This window comes from Labilibaculum filiforme (assembly GCF_002843315.1).
GTDB lineage: Bacteria > Bacteroidota > Bacteroidia > Bacteroidales > Marinifilaceae > Labilibaculum > Labilibaculum filiforme.
Genome location: NZ_MVDD01000008.1, coordinates 44,246 through 59,938 on the forward strand (window position 1 = coordinate 44,246; position 15,693 = coordinate 59,938).

Annotated in this window: 15 protein-coding genes; 4 read left to right on the forward strand and 11 right to left on the reverse strand. The window is 34.2% G+C overall.

All coding sequences use genetic code 11. The annotated features are described in order from the left end of the window. Nucleotides 1-57: 57 nt before the first annotated feature. The 3 genes from BZG02_RS12135 to BZG02_RS12145 all read right to left on the reverse strand — a co-directional run bounded on the left by BZG02_RS12135 (nt 58) and on the right by BZG02_RS12145 (nt 3,049). On the reverse strand, nt 58-672 hold the full coding sequence (locus BZG02_RS12135) for a deoxynucleoside kinase (protein ID WP_101261708.1): 615 nt from the start codon (nt 670-672) through the stop codon (nt 58-60). A gap of 97 nt (nt 673-769) precedes the next feature. After that, entirely contained in the window at nt 770-1,531 is a 762-nt protein-coding gene (locus BZG02_RS12140; RefSeq protein ID WP_101261709.1) for a hypothetical protein, read from the reverse strand. A 6-nt stretch (nt 1,532-1,537) separates the two neighbouring features. Further along, the gene (locus tag BZG02_RS12145; RefSeq protein WP_101261710.1) at nt 1,538-3,049 is read right to left on the reverse strand and encodes a GH3 auxin-responsive promoter family protein; all 1,512 of its coding nucleotides are present in this window, start codon (nt 3,047-3,049) and stop codon (nt 1,538-1,540) included. A 135-nt stretch (nt 3,050-3,184) separates the two neighbouring features. Here BZG02_RS12145 and BZG02_RS12150 point away from each other — a divergent pair, with 135 nt between their 5' ends. The 4 genes from BZG02_RS12150 to BZG02_RS12165 all read left to right on the forward strand — a co-directional run bounded on the left by BZG02_RS12150 (nt 3,185) and on the right by BZG02_RS12165 (nt 6,666). Continuing rightward, entirely contained in the window at nt 3,185-3,727 is a 543-nt protein-coding gene (locus tag BZG02_RS12150; protein WP_180335709.1) for a CvpA family protein, read from the forward strand. Next, the gene (locus BZG02_RS12155; protein WP_101261712.1) at nt 3,728-4,750 is read left to right on the forward strand and encodes a DUF3667 domain-containing protein; all 1,023 of its coding nucleotides are present in this window, start codon (nt 3,728-3,730) and stop codon (nt 4,748-4,750) included. A 100-nt stretch (nt 4,751-4,850) separates the two neighbouring features. Beyond that, complete coding sequence (gene tyrS / locus BZG02_RS12160; protein ID WP_101261713.1) at nt 4,851-6,143, forward strand: tyrosine--tRNA ligase; 1,293 nt, start codon at nt 4,851-4,853, stop codon at nt 6,141-6,143. 67 nt (nt 6,144-6,210) lie between these two features. Continuing rightward, entirely contained in the window at nt 6,211-6,666 is a 456-nt protein-coding gene (locus BZG02_RS12165; RefSeq protein ID WP_101261714.1) for a DUF4625 domain-containing protein, read from the forward strand. 48 nt (nt 6,667-6,714) lie between these two features. Here BZG02_RS12165 and BZG02_RS12170 read toward each other — a convergent pair whose 3' ends face one another. The 8 genes from BZG02_RS12170 to BZG02_RS12205 form a co-directional block, all read right to left on the reverse strand. Next, the gene (locus BZG02_RS12170) at nt 6,715-7,944 is read right to left on the reverse strand and encodes a GAF domain-containing SpoIIE family protein phosphatase (RefSeq protein ID WP_101261715.1); all 1,230 of its coding nucleotides are present in this window, start codon (nt 7,942-7,944) and stop codon (nt 6,715-6,717) included. A 119-nt stretch (nt 7,945-8,063) separates the two neighbouring features. After that, on the reverse strand, nt 8,064-8,633 hold the full coding sequence (efp, locus tag BZG02_RS12175; RefSeq protein WP_101261716.1) for an elongation factor P: 570 nt from the start codon (nt 8,631-8,633) through the stop codon (nt 8,064-8,066). 145 nt (nt 8,634-8,778) lie between these two features. Continuing rightward, nucleotides 8,779-9,546: a DUF3108 domain-containing protein gene (locus BZG02_RS12180; RefSeq protein ID WP_180335710.1), complete on the reverse strand. Its 768-nt coding sequence runs from the start codon at nt 9,544-9,546 to the stop codon at nt 8,779-8,781. Between the two features lie 18 nt (nt 9,547-9,564). Continuing rightward, entirely contained in the window at nt 9,565-10,278 is a 714-nt protein-coding gene (gene tsaB, locus BZG02_RS12185) for a tRNA (adenosine(37)-N6)-threonylcarbamoyltransferase complex dimerization subunit type 1 TsaB (RefSeq protein ID WP_101261718.1), read from the reverse strand. Nucleotides 10,279-10,507: 229 nt separating this feature from the next. Next, the gene (locus tag BZG02_RS12190) at nt 10,508-11,869 is read right to left on the reverse strand and encodes a TolC family protein (protein ID WP_101261719.1); all 1,362 of its coding nucleotides are present in this window, start codon (nt 11,867-11,869) and stop codon (nt 10,508-10,510) included. Nucleotides 11,870-11,983: 114 nt separating this feature from the next. After that, nucleotides 11,984-13,108: an efflux RND transporter periplasmic adaptor subunit gene (locus tag BZG02_RS12195; RefSeq protein WP_101261720.1), complete on the reverse strand. Its 1,125-nt coding sequence runs from the start codon at nt 13,106-13,108 to the stop codon at nt 11,984-11,986. Nucleotides 13,109-13,144: 36 nt separating this feature from the next. Then, nucleotides 13,145-14,395 (reverse strand): ABC transporter permease, encoded by a 1,251-nt coding sequence (locus BZG02_RS12200; protein WP_101261721.1) that lies wholly within the window; start codon nt 14,393-14,395, stop codon nt 13,145-13,147. A 28-nt stretch (nt 14,396-14,423) separates the two neighbouring features. Next, nucleotides 14,424-15,677 carry an ABC transporter permease gene (locus BZG02_RS12205; RefSeq protein ID WP_101261722.1) on the reverse strand — a complete coding sequence of 418 codons (1,254 nt, stop codon included), beginning with the start codon at nt 15,675-15,677 and terminating at the stop codon, nt 14,424-14,426. Nucleotides 15,678-15,693 lie beyond the last annotated feature (16 nt).

Here is a 15,693-nt window from a genome sequence, read left to right on the forward strand (position 1 = left end):
ATTCGGAATTGGAATTATAAGCTAGGTAAACTAAACTTGACAATTCGCAGTTCATTTTTAGAAGAGACCGTTTAGTTGTGCATCAATTTTGTTGATTACAGCACTTAAGTCTTTAGGATTTTTTAGAAAATTAATGTTATCCACATCAATAATCAGTAGTTTTCCATTTTTATATCCCGAGATCCATGCCTCATAACGTTCATTTAAACGTTTAAGGTAGTCTAAGCGGATGGTTTCTTCATAATCGCGACCTCGTTCCTGAATATGACTTACCAAAGTAGGAATGCTTGCGCGCAGGTAAATAAGTAAATCGGGCGGTTGAACTAATGAACTCATAATATTGAAAAGAGATAAGTAGTTATCAAAATCTCTCCGGGGCATTAAATTCATTGATTCCAAATTGGGAGCAAAGATGTAAGCGTCTTCGTAGATGGTTCTATCCTGAATGATGTCTTTTCCTGATTTCCGTAAGGATAAAACCTGATTGAAACGACTATTCAAAAAATGAATTTGTAGAGCGAAAGACCATCGTTTCATATCGTCGTAAAAATCATTTAAATATGGATTTTCATCAACATCCTCGAAATGAGCTTCCCATCCGTAGTGTTTGGCTAATAATCCTGCTAGTGTGGTTTTACCAGCTCCAATATTTCCCGCAACCGCAATGTGCATATTTGTGTTTACTTTTTGTAAAAAGGCAACTAAAATTACGAATATTTTTCAGGAATTCAATTGAAAAAAACACCTGTAAATGGCAGCTTGTTTTTAATCAGAGGGTTAATGTCTTAATTGATATTGATTTTTTATTAGAAAGATACAATTTATTGTTTCGAATGATAATTTGACTTCCTTTTAAATCATAAATCAATTGGTCTTTTTGCGCAAGTGCTTGAAAAGAATACATACCAGCTTCTGTTGTGTATAAAAGTCTGTTTTTCGAGAATTGAAAGTTTTTGATTCCTGATAGTAGGTTTTTTTTCTTGAATTGTCCGTTTCTGTCTAAAATTAGAATTCCCATTTCCGGATAAAGTAGGTATAAATCGTTGTTGTATTCGAGTATTTCAATAGGCTCATTATTCGGAAAGAAAGAGTTTAGCAGAATACTTTTGTTTACGATTTCTCCATGGTCAGAAATATGAACTGCCTGGTTATTGGTTGAGTTATAGATCCAAAAACCTCCATTGGCAGCAGTACAAACTAATTCAGTTTCGTTATCCGAAAATTCAAATAGATCAACCGCACCTCCAATTTCTGCAAGATTTCGATCTAAGAATAATAGTTGATTAAAATCTTTGTAAAAAACCAATATTCGAAGTGGATTCGATACATCAATGTGGCAGATAGAACCTAGCATAGAATTGGAGAAAACCGCCAATTTTTCTCCATTTGAATTGAAAGTTGTTAGTTCCGATTTATTCACAACGTACAAATTCCCAAATTGATCTGCCGAAATAAAATCATGCAACTGATTAATTTCGATGTTATTTTGAGCTGGTAACAAAAGTGAGATCCAAATTAGGAATTGTAGCATAACCAATTAGTTGTTTTTTTGTAATAATTCCTCAATTAAATCACGATTGTTTGAAAGTCGTGGTACTTTATTCTGACCACCTAATTTTCCTTTTTCCTTCAGCCACAGGTAAAACAAGCCAGGTTTAGCAATGGTAATGTGTGGTTTTTCAAGGGTGATATTTTTATACCTTTTAGCCTCATAATCAGAGTTTACACTCATTAAAGCATTGTCGAGTATAAAGTTAAATTCGTCAATGTTATTCGGAGCTTTTTCAAATTCAATAAGCCATTGATGCGTTCCTTTTTGACCGGATGCCATAAACACAGGAGCGGCGGTATATTCTTTTATAATAGAATTTGTTTTGGCGCAGGCCATTTGAATTGCTTTTTCGGCATTATCAATAATTAATTCTTCGCCAAAAGCATTGATGAACAATTTTGTTCTGCCCGAAATTTTAAATTTATAGGGATCTTTTGAGGTGAACCTTACCGTATCCCCAATTTGATACCGCCATAAACCACCATTAGTAGTAATAACGATTGCATAGTTGGTGTGCAGGTTAACCTCTTCTAAGCTAATAGCTTTGAAATGTTCGTCGCCTAAGGAATCAACGGGAATAAATTCATAATAAATTCCATAGTCGAGCATTAAAAGCATGGCATCATCAAAAGGATTATCCTGAATTCCAAAAAATCCTTCGGAGGCGTTATAAGTCTCCAAATAATTCATGTTTTTTGAGGGTAATAATTTTTTAAACTGCTCAACGTAAGGCGTAAAACTAACACCACCATGAACAAAAAGCTCTAAATTTGGCCAAATTTCAAGAATGTTGTTCTTTCCCGACGCTTTTAAAATGTGTTTTAGGAGCACCAAAAACCAGGAAGGGACACCAGATAAGCTGGTTACATTCTCGTTCAAGGTTGCTTCCGTCATTCGGTTCAGTTTCTCTTCCCACTCATCCATTAAAACAATAGAGGTATCTGGCGTTCTTATAAAATCGGCCCAAAAAGGAAGGTTCTGAATTAAAATAGCCGATAAATCGCCATAATAGGATTCATTTTTTATGTTGTTAATTTGATGACTTCCCCCTAGAGTTAAGCCTTTTCCTTTTAAAATACCAGTTTCGGGATAAAGAGAAGTGTAAATTGCCAGTATATCTTTACCACCTCTAAAGTGACAATTTTCGAGTGCTTCCTTACTAACCGGAATAAATTTACTCTTTGAATTGGTAGTGCCCGATGATTTTGCAAACCATTTTATTTCCGAAGGCCAAAAAATATTTTGCTCTCCGTTGCGAAGTCTGTTAATATAAGGCTCAATATCTTCATAAGTTTGAACCGGCAATCTTTCCTTAAAATCCGAAAGTGTGCGAATACTCTTAAAATCATACTTGTTGCCCCATTCCGTATGCGAAGCCTGTTCGATTAATTGCGTTAGGGTTTCTTTCTGAGTTTCAATCGGATGATTTTTAAAAAAATCGATCTGAGAGAGTCTTTTCGTATTCAGCCAACTAACAAGAGAGTTTATTAAAGCCATATTTGAGTTGTTTTACTGATTTAAATATAAAGAAATTTTACAATTGATATTGTCTCTTATCTAAATATTATGCTCAAGTTATCTTGGTTTTTAGTTATATTTGAAGATCATTGTCAAAATAGAAATGCATTACACATGAGTATTATCGATATATTAATAGGTATTCCATTGCTTTGGGCAATGGTAAAAGGATTTAAAAATGGTTTTGTTTTTGAAATTGCTACGCTAATAGCCTTAATTTTTGGGATTTATGGAGCTATTCATTTTTCCGATTTCACAGCTCAGTTTATTAGAGATCGGTTTAGTTACGACTCCGAATATATGGGATACATTTCGTTTGGAATAACTTTTATTGTCATCGTAATTATTGTGCATATTATTGGTAAGCTTCTTAATTCCTTTATTGAGGCAATCGCTTTGGGGATGTTTAATCGAATATTGGGAATGCTTTTTGGTCTATTAAAAGGAATACTTATTATTGGTATCGTAGTATATTTTGTTGATTATTTGGATAGGAAATTTGAATTCATTTCTGACGAAAAGAAGGAAGACAGCTATTTATATAACCCCATGACAATTGTTTCGGAAACAATGTTTGAGTGGTTTCATTCAGATTTTAGTGAAACTAAAGATAGGCTAAAGGAAAAAGTGAAAAAAGAACTTCCTGTTGAAGTATAGATGAAAGAGATTATTCAAAAAATCATCCAGAAACTTCCTAAAAAGAAAGGGGATCATTTCGAAGGATTATGTGCTAATTGTGAGCATCCGGTTAGTGGTAGTTATTGTTCAAATTGTGGACAATCGGTTAAGAGTTTTCAACGACCATTTTTTACCGTTGTTTCTGAATCATTAGGAGATGCTTTATCGCTTGATAATCGTTTTTTACACACACTTTGGCCCCTTATTGTTCGTCCGGGGTTTATTACTAAAGAGTTTATGAAAGGACGCAGAGCGAGGTACACACCTCCTTTTCGTTTGTATCTGTTTTTAACTTTTTTTGCTTTTCTACTACTTTCTCATAATCATAAGCCTGAAACCGCATCGGAAAAAAATATAACTATCGAGAATGAGGATGGAAAGTCGGTGGAGATTTTATCTTATTTGGAAGAGGCAATATCGCAAGATAGTGTTGAGTTGGATAGTTTGGAAGGGCATACAAGCTTAAGCGGAAATTTTTTTAATGTTGATTTTGATACGGAACCAATAAACGAATTAGATTCTGTTTCTACTTCAACAAAAAAGGCTGGCAATGATGATCTGTTGCACCCAAACAAGGCAATTAAGAATTTAATTGAAATGTGGCGTTTAAATCCAGAAATGATAATTAATCTGGCATTTAAGAAACTATCGCAATTACTACTTGTTGTTTTACCGGTTTTTGCATTGTTTTTATCTCTGTTTTACATTCGAAGGAAACGATATTTGTTAGAGCATTTATTGATTTCGCTTAATTTCCATTCTTTTATATTTGTAATGGTAATTTTAAGTGAATTAATTATTCTTACCAAAATAGAAGCTTTACAATCACTTGCTTTCTATTTATACATGCTAATACCAATTCAATTATTTTTAACGCTTAAGTTTTATTATCAGCAATCCTGGTGGAAGACAATCGTTAAGTTTATTTTGCTGTCATGGATATATAATCTATTGCTGATTTTGGGAGTTTCAATTGCTCTTGCATCATTTGTAATGGAATAGCTATAATATTGAGCTTAATGAAATGGTAAATTTCTTATCTTTGCCAATTAAATAGAAAAATGATTATTAGATTCCTATCAGGAAATTAAATACAGAACACATGAATTTTATTGAGGAACTCCAGTGGCGAGGCATGATTCACGATATGATGCCGGGAATAGAAGAACAACTTGAAAAAGAACTAACATCAGCTTATGTAGGTATCGATCCTACAGCAGATTCTCTGCACATTGGGCACCTTGTTGGTGTAATGATGTTAAAGCATTTTCAGGTAGCAGGACACAAGCCAATTGTGTTGGTAGGTGGTGCAACGGGTATGATCGGAGATCCTTCGGGAAAGTCGCAGGAAAGAAATTTATTGGACGAAAAAACACTTCGCCACAACCAGGATTGCCTGCGCGCACAGCTTTCAAAGTTTATGGATTTTGATTCGGATGCTGTAAATGCAGCCGAAATGGTAAATAATTACGATTGGATGAAGGACTTTACCTTTCTTGATTTTATTCGCGATATTGGTAAACATCTTACCGTAAATTATATGATGAGTAAGGATTCGGTAAAGAAAAGATTAAGTGCTGATTCTAAAACAGGACTATCTTTTACCGAATTTACCTACCAATTAGTGCAAGGAACAGACTTTTTAGAGTTGTACCGAACTAAGAATTGCAAACTGCAAATGGGTGGTTCCGATCAGTGGGGAAATATTACTACTGGAACAGAACTGATCAGAAGAAAAGAAAGTGGAACAGCTTGGGCGATTACTTGTCCATTGATTACGAAAGCTGATGGCGGAAAATTCGGAAAAACAGAATCGGGAAATATTTGGTTAGATCCGAAGCGTACATCACCTTATAAATTCTATCAGTTTTGGTTGAATACTTCGGATGAAGATGCTGCGAAATATTTGAAAATTTTCACCTTACTTCCAAAAGAAGAAATTTTTGCCTTGATAGAAGAACATCAGGAAGCTCCTCACATGAGAAAATTGCAACAGCGATTGGCTAAGGAGGTAACGATAATGATTCATTCCGAAGAAGATTATGATACCGCGGTTGAAGCATCTCAAATTTTATTTGGAAAAGCAACAGCTGATGTTTTGAGAAAATTGGATGAAGAGACTTTCCTATCTGTTTTTGAAGGAGTACCTCAATATACTGTTAGCAGGTCTGAATTTGATAACGGAATTGATATTTTAGAGCTTTTAGCTGTAAAAACCGATGTATTTCCATCAAAAGGTGAGTTAAGAAGACTATTTCAGGGAAATGCGATTAGTATTAATAAAGAAAAGATACAGAATTCGGAGCTGTTAGTGACGAAAGAGCATTTAATTGCAGATAAATATTTTTTGGTTCAAAAGGGGAAAAAGAATTATTTTCTGGTAGTAGCTTGTTAGTTTGCTGCGTATCAACTATTTTTAACGTATAAAACCAAATCACAAACAAAAACCAAAATCAGATTGTATGAAAATCATAAAGTATGCATTAATAGTTCTTTTCTCAGTAGGTGTAATGAGTTGTGGCAGTAGTAGTGGCGGTGGAGATGATGCGGATGAGCAAAAACCAACTATTACATTAAATAAACCGGCTGATATCACTACAGGAAATAATATCTTAGTTAGTTTTTCTGCTAAAGATAATGTTGAATTAAAGTCTTATAGAGTTGAAATTGCTATATCTGGAACTAAATCAACGAAATCTGTAGGTGAATTTCTTTTCGATAGTTTAAGTAATACTCAAGATGCAGATGGTAACGTATTGCCTTCTATTTCTGGAACTTCTGCTGATATTAGTTTTTCAGTTGCGACTACTCTACCAAACAATAAGGTTGCTGTTCAAGGGACCTATAAAGTGAAGGTTACAGTTGTTGATGCTTCTGATAATACAGAGGTTAAGGATGTAGAATTCTTAATAAATTAGTATTTCAATAATATGATATAAAAAAGGATCGGCACTTGCCGATCCTTTTTACATTTGTGTAGTTTTGAATTCGATACCAAATAACGAAATATCGTCTATTACGGCTTTGTTCTTTTTCCCAATTTCAATATGATGAATTAGATCTTTAAAAGTATCGGAGATGCTTTTTTGTGTTGCGAACATATTTGTTAAGAACTGAGCCCCAATCTCCATTTGATCGTCTCTTTCCAATTCTATTAATCCATCGGTATAACAAAGTAATTTTGAATGCTCATCGATGGTAATTTCGCCAACGGTAATAGCTGGAATTTCGTCGAGCATTCCTAAGCCGATACATCCTTTTTTTAGTACTGTAATTTCTCCACTTTCAAAATTGTAAAGTAAGGGAGGATGATGACTTGCATTTACGTATTTTAGTTTTCGGGTGGTATAGTTGTATATTCCAATGAAAAAGGTGAGAAATTTTTCACTACTTGAATTGTCATTCACTTTTTGATTCAGTTGAACCATGAGCTTGTCCAATGGAGTTTCTGGTCGGAAAAGTGCACGTAAAGTGGCTTGGAAATTAGACATGATTAGGGCTGCAGGAATTCCTTTGCCCGAAACATCGCCAATACAGAAACCTAACTCCTGATCGTTAAAATTGATAAAATCGTAGTAATCTCCTCCTATTTCGAAATGTGGTTGATAATAACCACAGGTAGAAATATATTGATTTTGTGGAAGAGAACTTTGATTAGGGATTAGAAGGTTTTGGATTTTTGAAGCTAACTCCATTTCCTTTTTAAAAGCCTCCTGTATTAATAATTGTTTGTACAGGCGCTTGTTTTCCATTGCAACAATAATAATGTTGGAAATTGTCTGTATAAAGCTTAAATGCCGAATGGCAGGACTCATTCCTTCCATTTCTTCATCAATATCGCCAATTAGAATGTAGGCAAGTACCGAGTTTTTATGAAAGACCGGAATTATAAAATCAAAAGACCAGAACACTTCGGGTAAATCTCGAGAAATATAGGTGATTTCAGAAATACTACATAAGTGTTTTTCAATTTTAATTTTATCGATGCATTCTTTAGAAATGCCTGATACCAATAATTTTTCCCAGCGAGAACTGAATTTATAGACTGCAATTTTACCAATCTTCAGTTCATCAAATAATATTTGCTTATACTGTAGCAATAGCTCATCAACCGATAAGTTTTCATTAATCGCTTGAGTAATTTTAAGGATTAAATTAAGCTTAAATTTACTATTATCAGATTGTTGCTTGATCACGATAGGTGCTTTATGTTTGATGCAAATTTAGGAATTATCGAATCATCAGCCAATTGGAAATATGAAAAAAAAAAAGGATTCCATAAAGAATCCTTTTTTGATGATGAGTTTATGAAAAACTATGCTTTTACACGTTCCGAGTAGGAGTGATCGCGGGTATCAATTTTAATAAGATCTCCTGTGTTTATAAATAATGGTACCATAATGGTTGCACCACTTTCCACAGTTGCAGCTTTTAATGATGAGGTAGATGAACTATCGCCTCGTAAACCTGGCTCGGTGTAAGTAATTTCCATTACCACGTGAGCAGGAAGGTCAACATACAAAGGAGTTTCGGTATCGGCATGAAAAACAGCTTCAACCATTTCACCTTCTTTTAAAAGATCAGGAGAATTGAACAACTCTTCTGGTAAAGCAATTTGTTCGTAGGTTTCGGTATGCATTAAGTTATACCCCATATCATCCTTATAAAGAAATTGATGTGGACGTCTCTCAATACGAGCAATGTCTATTTTTACACCAGAGTTAAAAGTATTATCAATTACTTTACCTGTTTTTACATTTTTTAATTTTGTTCTAACAAAGGCTGGACCTTTACCTGGTTTTACATGCTGGAATTGTATAATCGTATATAAATCGTCTTTATAATGAATACACAGTCCATTTTTAAAATCTGTAGTAGATGCCATGATATAATATTAATTTTTAATAATCATTTCTTAGAAAAAGAAAGAATCCTTTCTTTTTAAGTTTTGCAAAAATAGGGTAAACAATTAATATTCTGAAATATTATTAGGCTTTGTTTGAAATAGATACTACGTAAATGGAAGAATTCTAGTCGTTATCGAGGAGAGAATCATAGGAGAAATCTGAAAAATTTATCAAATCGCAACGTAAGGAACCGATAAAAAGATCGAATTGTACGCGAACGGGAATTCGATTTGCATCGGCAGAAACCCAGATAGTCATATCATCTTCATCTTTAAATGCTCGTCCGGTAGCTACAATTGGTATGAATTTATAACATTTTATATCTCCAATTTTGCTATTAATTGTTTCGTACCCCATAAAACGAAATTGGAGTAGAAATAATTCATCCGAGAAATGGGTTTGAATTTTAACAACTTCGCCAACTTTTAATTTTGAATTGAAATAATTAACCCTTGCAAAGTAAAATGCGGATAGAATATCATGAATTCCTACTGGTACTTTATGAATTCCAGACCGTGTTGAGTTAACTTCATTTTTTTTTCGATCAAATACTATTTCTGTATACCTTTTATAGCTTCCTTCCTGAATATCTCGAATTGCTTTTACCGGAAGTAAGGTTTCAGGATCAATATAACTTTCGTAAGTATCTTTAACTTTATAAAGATTATTAAATAAGCCAACTGTTTTTCCGGTTAAGGTTGCGTGGTACAAATCTTTCCCACTCACTTTTTCAGTTCTTATTTTTAAGCTTGCTTTTCCGCCACGAATAATTCCGTAATGTATAATGTATCTTAGATGTTCTCCTTTTTCGGTGTCCTTAATAGGAAAATCGGCCAATACAATGGAGTGGCTGAGAATAATTAGAAGAATACTAAGAGATATTTTATACATATGCATTATTGTTGGTTCTTAATTAAAGATATTCTTTTTAGGAGTGGTAGCAACAAAATCTTTTAAATAAAAAGGCTCAAAATAAGCTACATCTTCAAATTCTTTATTTTGAAATTTTGTTTCAGCCATTTCAATCATTCCTATTGCTGATGGAGTTACCTCAGCAAGAAAGATGCCATTTTTACTTTTGATTACATCTTTACACTTGGAGGATCCATCGCCAAAGAATACTATCTCCCTTTTCGAGAGCTCTTCAGAAAAAGATTTTTCATCAATAATATCGGCAGAAATAGCTCTGGTTATCTCGTTTTTATTGTTGTATAAGGCAGTGTAAACTTCCATTCTTCGAGCATCAATCATAGGGCAATAGTATGCCTCTTCAGGTTTTGATAATTGAGCAAGAATTTTTTTGTCGCCAAGCAATGGTTGGGTCATTGCCTGTAAGGTATTAATTGCTAAAAGGGGCAAATTGGCTCCGTAGCAAATTCCTTTTGCTGTTGATACACCAATGCGCAAGCCGGTATAAGATCCGGGTCCCATGCTAATTGCAACTCCATCTAAATCGTTTGGAGTAAAATTATTTTCTTTTAAAATGTCTTGAATAAAAACAGTCAGGTGGGTGGCGTGTTTCATGCCATCTTTCGTTTCCTTTAGTGCAAGTAATTCACCATCTTTTCCTAATGCCACAGAACAAACTGCTGTTGATGTTTCTATATGTAATAGTAATGCCATTTGATAAAATTTAAAATCAATGCAAAATAAAGGATAAAATACTAATTGTGAAGGATAACTACTCAAATATATAATCGTTCCCCAAGTTAAATTAATTTATTAGGGAATAATTGCCGAAATTTGTGCTTCTTCATTAGTAGGACAATTACTTAGTAGGAAACACTTACGTGATGTAAAAAAAAACTCCCAACCCGAAATGGATTGAGAGTTCTTTTAACTTTGAACTTGATTATAAATTAATTTCGATTCCATTATAGAAGTCAAGTATTTTGGTGCGAAAAATGTAATCGTATTTCGCTTGCAGTAAGTCTGATTTCGATTTAAAGAGATTATTTTTTTCCTGATTGTAATCTACCGAATTAACCAAACCTAAGTTAAATTTTTCTTCGGTATAACGGAAAGCCTCTTCGGTGGAAGAAACAGCAGTTTCACTCGAGAAAAACTTTCTCATGGCAGCTTTTGCATTGGCATGTGCTTGCTGAATATCTTTACGAAGCGCATTTTTCGAGTTCTCCATGTTTAATTTCGAACGGTCGATATTCACTTTCGCATTACTGATATTCCGATTTACTGTACCTCCGTTAAAAATAGGAATGCTTAAGTTGAAACCAAAACTTTTCGATTCAAATAATTTTAATTGATCGTTAAGTTGCATTTCTTTTCGGATAATTATTGGACTTCCGTCGGTAGCCAGACCATATTCTGGTTGGTTTTTTCGATAGCCCGAATTCCACGATCCCGACATGGATAGAGTCGGAGTCATTTGTCCTTTTGCAATGGTTAAGCCTTTTTCCGAACTTTCTAAACGATATTGTGCGGCTTTCATCTCCGGACGAAATGTTAATGCATTAATAAAAACCGATTCAGGATCTACCATCGATTTGGTTGCGTTTAGAATAGGAAGTTCAGGTGTTTGTATATCGAATCCTTTAGAATCTTTTAAATCCAAAAGTTGAGCCAGATCCAGTAAAGCAATGTCGAGGGCATTTTGTGCATTAACAACCGCTAAATCTTCTCGTGCGGCTTGTGCTTTTTGCTCCATCAAACTTCCTTTTGGTAAAGTTCCTGCCTCTACTAAAATTTCAGTTCTATTAATCTGAAGGTTAGTAACTTTTAATTGTTCCTGCGCTACCTGAAGAAGTTCTTTTTTAAATAGAATATCTAAATAGTAGGAGGTGATAGTTAGTGCCAAATCTTCTTTTGCTTTTTCAACATCCTGCAAGCTAGCCTTAAGATCTAATTCATTTTGTTTTACAGAATTCCATTTTTGAAAGCCACTAAATAGCGTAAGGCTAGAGGAAAGTCCTAAAGAACCTGTTTGACTGTTGGCATTCACATAAGTATTGTCAGCACTTAACGAACGGCCATAGTTATAGTTGTATCCAGTATAACCATTTAAATCTGGTAACAGATTTAATTTTGATTGCTTGGTATTGTTTGCCTGAACTTCAGCATCTAGTTTTTGTAACTTAAGGTTGATATTGTGCTCTTTTGCATGTATTATGCATTTTTCCAAATTCCATATTTCCTGAGCGAAAATGCCCGAGAATGGAAAAACAAAAACAAGGATAAATATTACTATTTTTTTCATGTGCGTAATTTATTTTTGATCCGATTAAACTAGAGTTGTCATTGCATTTTAAATGACAATTTGAGATGTTTAGAATATTTTCGTAATGGTTCTTTATAGCAAAGAGTTGCGTTTTTATTCTTCTTCTTTCTCTTCTTTAATTTTTTCAATTTTTTTCTTCTTGTCCCCTTTTAGTTTATCGTCTTTGGTAATACCTTCTAAAACCTCGATGTTAATACCATCCGAAAGACCCGTTTTAATAAATCTTTTTTCGAATTTTTGCTCCGAAGTTTCAATTTCCACAAAAGTTGAATCGTTTTTAAACTCTAAAAGACTTTCGTTTACAGCCAATACCTGTTCTCTTTTATCCAATACAATTTCGGCATTTGCGCTATATCCCGAACGAATAAAGAAGTCGTTTTTAAGTTGTACAGAGGCTTTTATTTCGAATTGAATGGCACCATTTTCTTCCACACCTTTTGGTGATATGTATTCCAAATGAGCATTAAACTTTACATCTTCAATAGCTCCAATAGTTAATTCAAGATTCATTCCCTGAACAATTTTGCCTACTTCAGTTTCATCTACTTTTCCTTGAAAAATCATTTCGCCCATGTCGGCAACAATTGCAACAGTAGTACCATCGTTAAATGAATTACTTTGAATTACCGAGTTTCCTTCCTTTACAGGGATATCCAAAATCATACCTTGAATGGTTGATCGGATAATTGTATTGGTTGCGCTTGCTGAATTTTTAGTTACACCTTCTTTAATTAATTGAAGATTGTCTTTTGCAGTTTGCAATTCAACTCTGGAGTTTCGGAATGACAATTGTGTTTTTTGAAAATCAGTAGCTGAAATAACTTTTTTATCAAACAATTCCTTGTCTCTATTGTAGTTAAGTTCCGAATCTTCAAAGTTAATTTGAGCAACATTTACTCTTGATTCAGCGCTGTTCAAGTTAATCATATCTGGAATGATTTTAATTTTTGCGATAGGATCGCCTTTTTTAATCATATCTCCAGCTTCCACATATAAAGTTTCAATAATGCCGGAAACTCCCTGAGGTTTAATTGCGATTTCTTTTCTTGGAACAACAGATCCGGTTGCAACCGTCTTTTTAATAATATCTGTTATTTCGGGTGATTTTGTGTTGTAAATCACAGGTTGATCTTGCGACTTTTGATATAGGAATATAATGGTTCCTACAAAAAGAAGGATGAAAAACACAACCAATACAATTCTAAAAACTTTTTTCATGACTAGTATTATTTTCGGATGATGAATTATTTATTTCTATTCGTATCTCAATGCATCAACGGGTTTAATTCTGATGGCTTTTAGTGCTGGTAATAAACCGGCCAATACGCCAAAGAAAACTAAAACACCAAGTGCTATAAAAGCAACATTAATATCAACATAAGGGTTTAATATCTGAGAATCAACACTACCTTCGGTAGCTTTTCCTATGCCTTCAACTATTAGTACGCCTAATACCAATCCCCAGAATCCGGCAAAAGTGGTTAAGAAAACCGATTCATTTATAATTTGGCCTACTACTTCGGCTGGGCGGGCACCAATGGCGCGTTTAATTCCTATTTCTTTAGTTCTCTCTTTAACAACTACATGCATAATATTACTCACTCCAATTATGCCAGTTAGGAGAACTCCAAGGCCAATAATCCAAAATAGGAATCCAATACTATTAAAGAGACCAAATATTTTTTGAAATAACTTGGCAATGTTAAAGTTCCCAATTGCTTGTTTGTCATCGGGATGAATGTTGTGGCGTCGAGCTAAAATTGAAAAAATGCTATTTTGAAGCTCATCAACCGACTCACCAACTTTTGCAGTTGCTAAAAAAGAATAAAATTTGTCTCCTCTGTTGTATAATCGCTGAAGAGTGGTATATGGCATTTGAATAATGTCTTCACGATTTCCCATGTTCTGACTTAATGGCTTAACCGTTCCAATAATTTTTAAGTAGATACCATTTACCTTCAGATATTGACCAATAGGGTCTTCATCTTTTTCGAACATTAGTTCCTGAACTCTTGGACCAATTGTAATTACCTTTCGATAATCTTTTAAATCATTTTCATTAATGAATCGACCAGCAGTAACGTCAACAGGATTAACCATATTCATCTCTGGAGAAGTTCCTTTGATTCTAAAGTTTCCTTTTTTTTCTGCACGAAACGTATTGTTTGTTGCACCTCCACTCCATCCATCAATTTCTGGAGCTATATTTTCTAATTCGGGAACAGATATTTTAATTGCGACTATATCATCATTTGTAAATTGATAAAATCGATTTCGAGGCAATCCTTTATAAGCTTTGGTAGTTCGTTGCACCCAAAATACTGTAGAATTGGTAGCAAAATTTCCCAAAGAAGATTGAATATTGTTCTGGAAACCTTTACCAATACCCAGCAGTGTTACGAGAATTAAAATCCCGAACATTACCCCCATGCCGGTAAGTATGGTTCTAAGTTTATTTTTTTTGAGTGCGGCAGTTATTTCCTGCCATTTATCCAAATCGATCATGATCTGATTATTTTTTTTAGTCTAATTACTATTCGTCTCTTAATGCTTCTATTGGTCGGATTCTTGCGGCTTTACGTGCAGGGAAAAATCCTGCTAAAGCACCCGTTACAACCAAAACAATGGTTGCGCCTACTGCAATTCCTAAGTCAACTTGTGGGTTTACAAAGTAGATTGCTGCGGGGGGATATATTTTGTAGATAAGATCGAACTGCGTAATAACTTCGAGCAATCCAACACCAGCAATTAGTCCAATATAGCCCGAGGCTGCGGTAATAAAAATGGCTTCCATTAAAATTAAGCCTATTACCGAAGCTGGCGATGCACCAATGGCTTTTCTTACTCCAATCTCTTTGGTTCTTTCTTTAACAACAATCATCATAATGTTGAAAACGCCGATAACGCCAAGTGCGATGGTGAAAATTCCAATAATCCATACAAACATTTCTATTGCTGTAAAAAGGGCAGCAAAGGTTTGAGAGTTTTCAATGTTATTTTGTATCCACAAAGCACTTTTATCTTCTTTGCTAAATCCGTGCTTGTCGGCCATTTTGTAAATGACTTGTTGCACCACGCCCTTACTTTCTTCTACAGAGATATCGTTAAGAGTAAAGGATATTCTTTGAAGGTGATCGTTGTTGTTAAAAATCTTTTGAGCAACTGTAATTGGAATGTAAATATCTCTGGAGTTTTCGTCGAAACTTTGTTGGCTAAATACTCCAACGACTTTAAACTTGATATTGTTAATATTGATTAATTTGTTGATTGCCGTTTCTTTAGGGAAAAGAACATCTTTTACAACATCTTGTATTACAACAACTTTTCGATTTTCTTTAATATCTTTTTCGTTTAAGAATCGACCAGAAAGTATTTCAAAGTTTTTAATTTTCTCATAAGTATCGTGAACCGGAGAAACGTTAAAGTTTCCAAAGTTATTTTTGTAGGAGATGGTTTCGGCACCAGGAATGTAAGACATTGCAGAAATTACATCCAGTTTACTGATTGATTTTTTAAGACCAAGATAGTCTTCATTAACCATCTGAATTCTTTTGCCTTCGGGGGTTCCTTTGTATGCTTTTGTAGTTCTTCCACCATATATCTGCATACTGTTGGTTGCATCTTGGGCAAAAACAGAAGTCATACCATTTCGTAGACCTCTTCCTGCACCCAAAAGAAAAATCAACATGAAAATACCTGTTGCCACCGAAAACCCGGTTAAAACAGTTCTGGTTTTGTTTTTACGAATGGTACTAAATATTTCTTGCCACTTATCTCTGTCGAACATAGCTTTATTCTAGGCG

What these genes read in the sequence shown, in the direction of transcription:
- efp (WP_101261716.1), bottom strand. Translation starts at nt 8,633, where the DNA reads ATGGCATCTACTACAGATTTTAAAAATGGACTGTGTATTCATTATAAA.
- BZG02_RS12155 (WP_101261712.1), top strand. Translation starts at nt 3,728, where the DNA reads ATGAAAGAGATTATTCAAAAAATCATCCAGAAACTTCCTAAAAAGAAA.
- BZG02_RS12135 (WP_101261708.1), bottom strand. Translation starts at nt 672, where the DNA reads ATGCACATTGCGGTTGCGGGAAATATTGGAGCTGGTAAAACCACACTA.
- BZG02_RS12205 (WP_101261722.1), bottom strand. Translation starts at nt 15,677, where the DNA reads ATGTTCGACAGAGATAAGTGGCAAGAAATATTTAGTACCATTCGTAAA.
- BZG02_RS12180 (WP_180335710.1), bottom strand. Translation starts at nt 9,546, where the DNA reads ATGTATAAAATATCTCTTAGTATTCTTCTAATTATTCTCAGCCACTCC.
- BZG02_RS12190 (WP_101261719.1), bottom strand. Translation starts at nt 11,869, where the DNA reads ATGAAAAAAATAGTAATATTTATCCTTGTTTTTGTTTTTCCATTCTCG.
- tsaB (WP_101261718.1), bottom strand. Translation starts at nt 10,278, where the DNA reads ATGGCATTACTATTACATATAGAAACATCAACAGCAGTTTGTTCTGTG.
- BZG02_RS12165 (WP_101261714.1), top strand. Translation starts at nt 6,211, where the DNA reads ATGAAAATCATAAAGTATGCATTAATAGTTCTTTTCTCAGTAGGTGTA.
- BZG02_RS12200 (WP_101261721.1), bottom strand. Translation starts at nt 14,395, where the DNA reads ATGATCGATTTGGATAAATGGCAGGAAATAACTGCCGCACTCAAAAAA.
- BZG02_RS12140 (WP_101261709.1), bottom strand. Translation starts at nt 1,531, where the DNA reads ATGCTACAATTCCTAATTTGGATCTCACTTTTGTTACCAGCTCAAAAT.
- BZG02_RS12195 (WP_101261720.1), bottom strand. Translation starts at nt 13,108, where the DNA reads ATGAAAAAAGTTTTTAGAATTGTATTGGTTGTGTTTTTCATCCTTCTT.
- tyrS (WP_101261713.1), top strand. Translation starts at nt 4,851, where the DNA reads ATGAATTTTATTGAGGAACTCCAGTGGCGAGGCATGATTCACGATATG.
- BZG02_RS12150 (WP_180335709.1), top strand. Translation starts at nt 3,185, where the DNA reads ATGAGTATTATCGATATATTAATAGGTATTCCATTGCTTTGGGCAATG.
- BZG02_RS12145 (WP_101261710.1), bottom strand. Translation starts at nt 3,049, where the DNA reads ATGGCTTTAATAAACTCTCTTGTTAGTTGGCTGAATACGAAAAGACTC.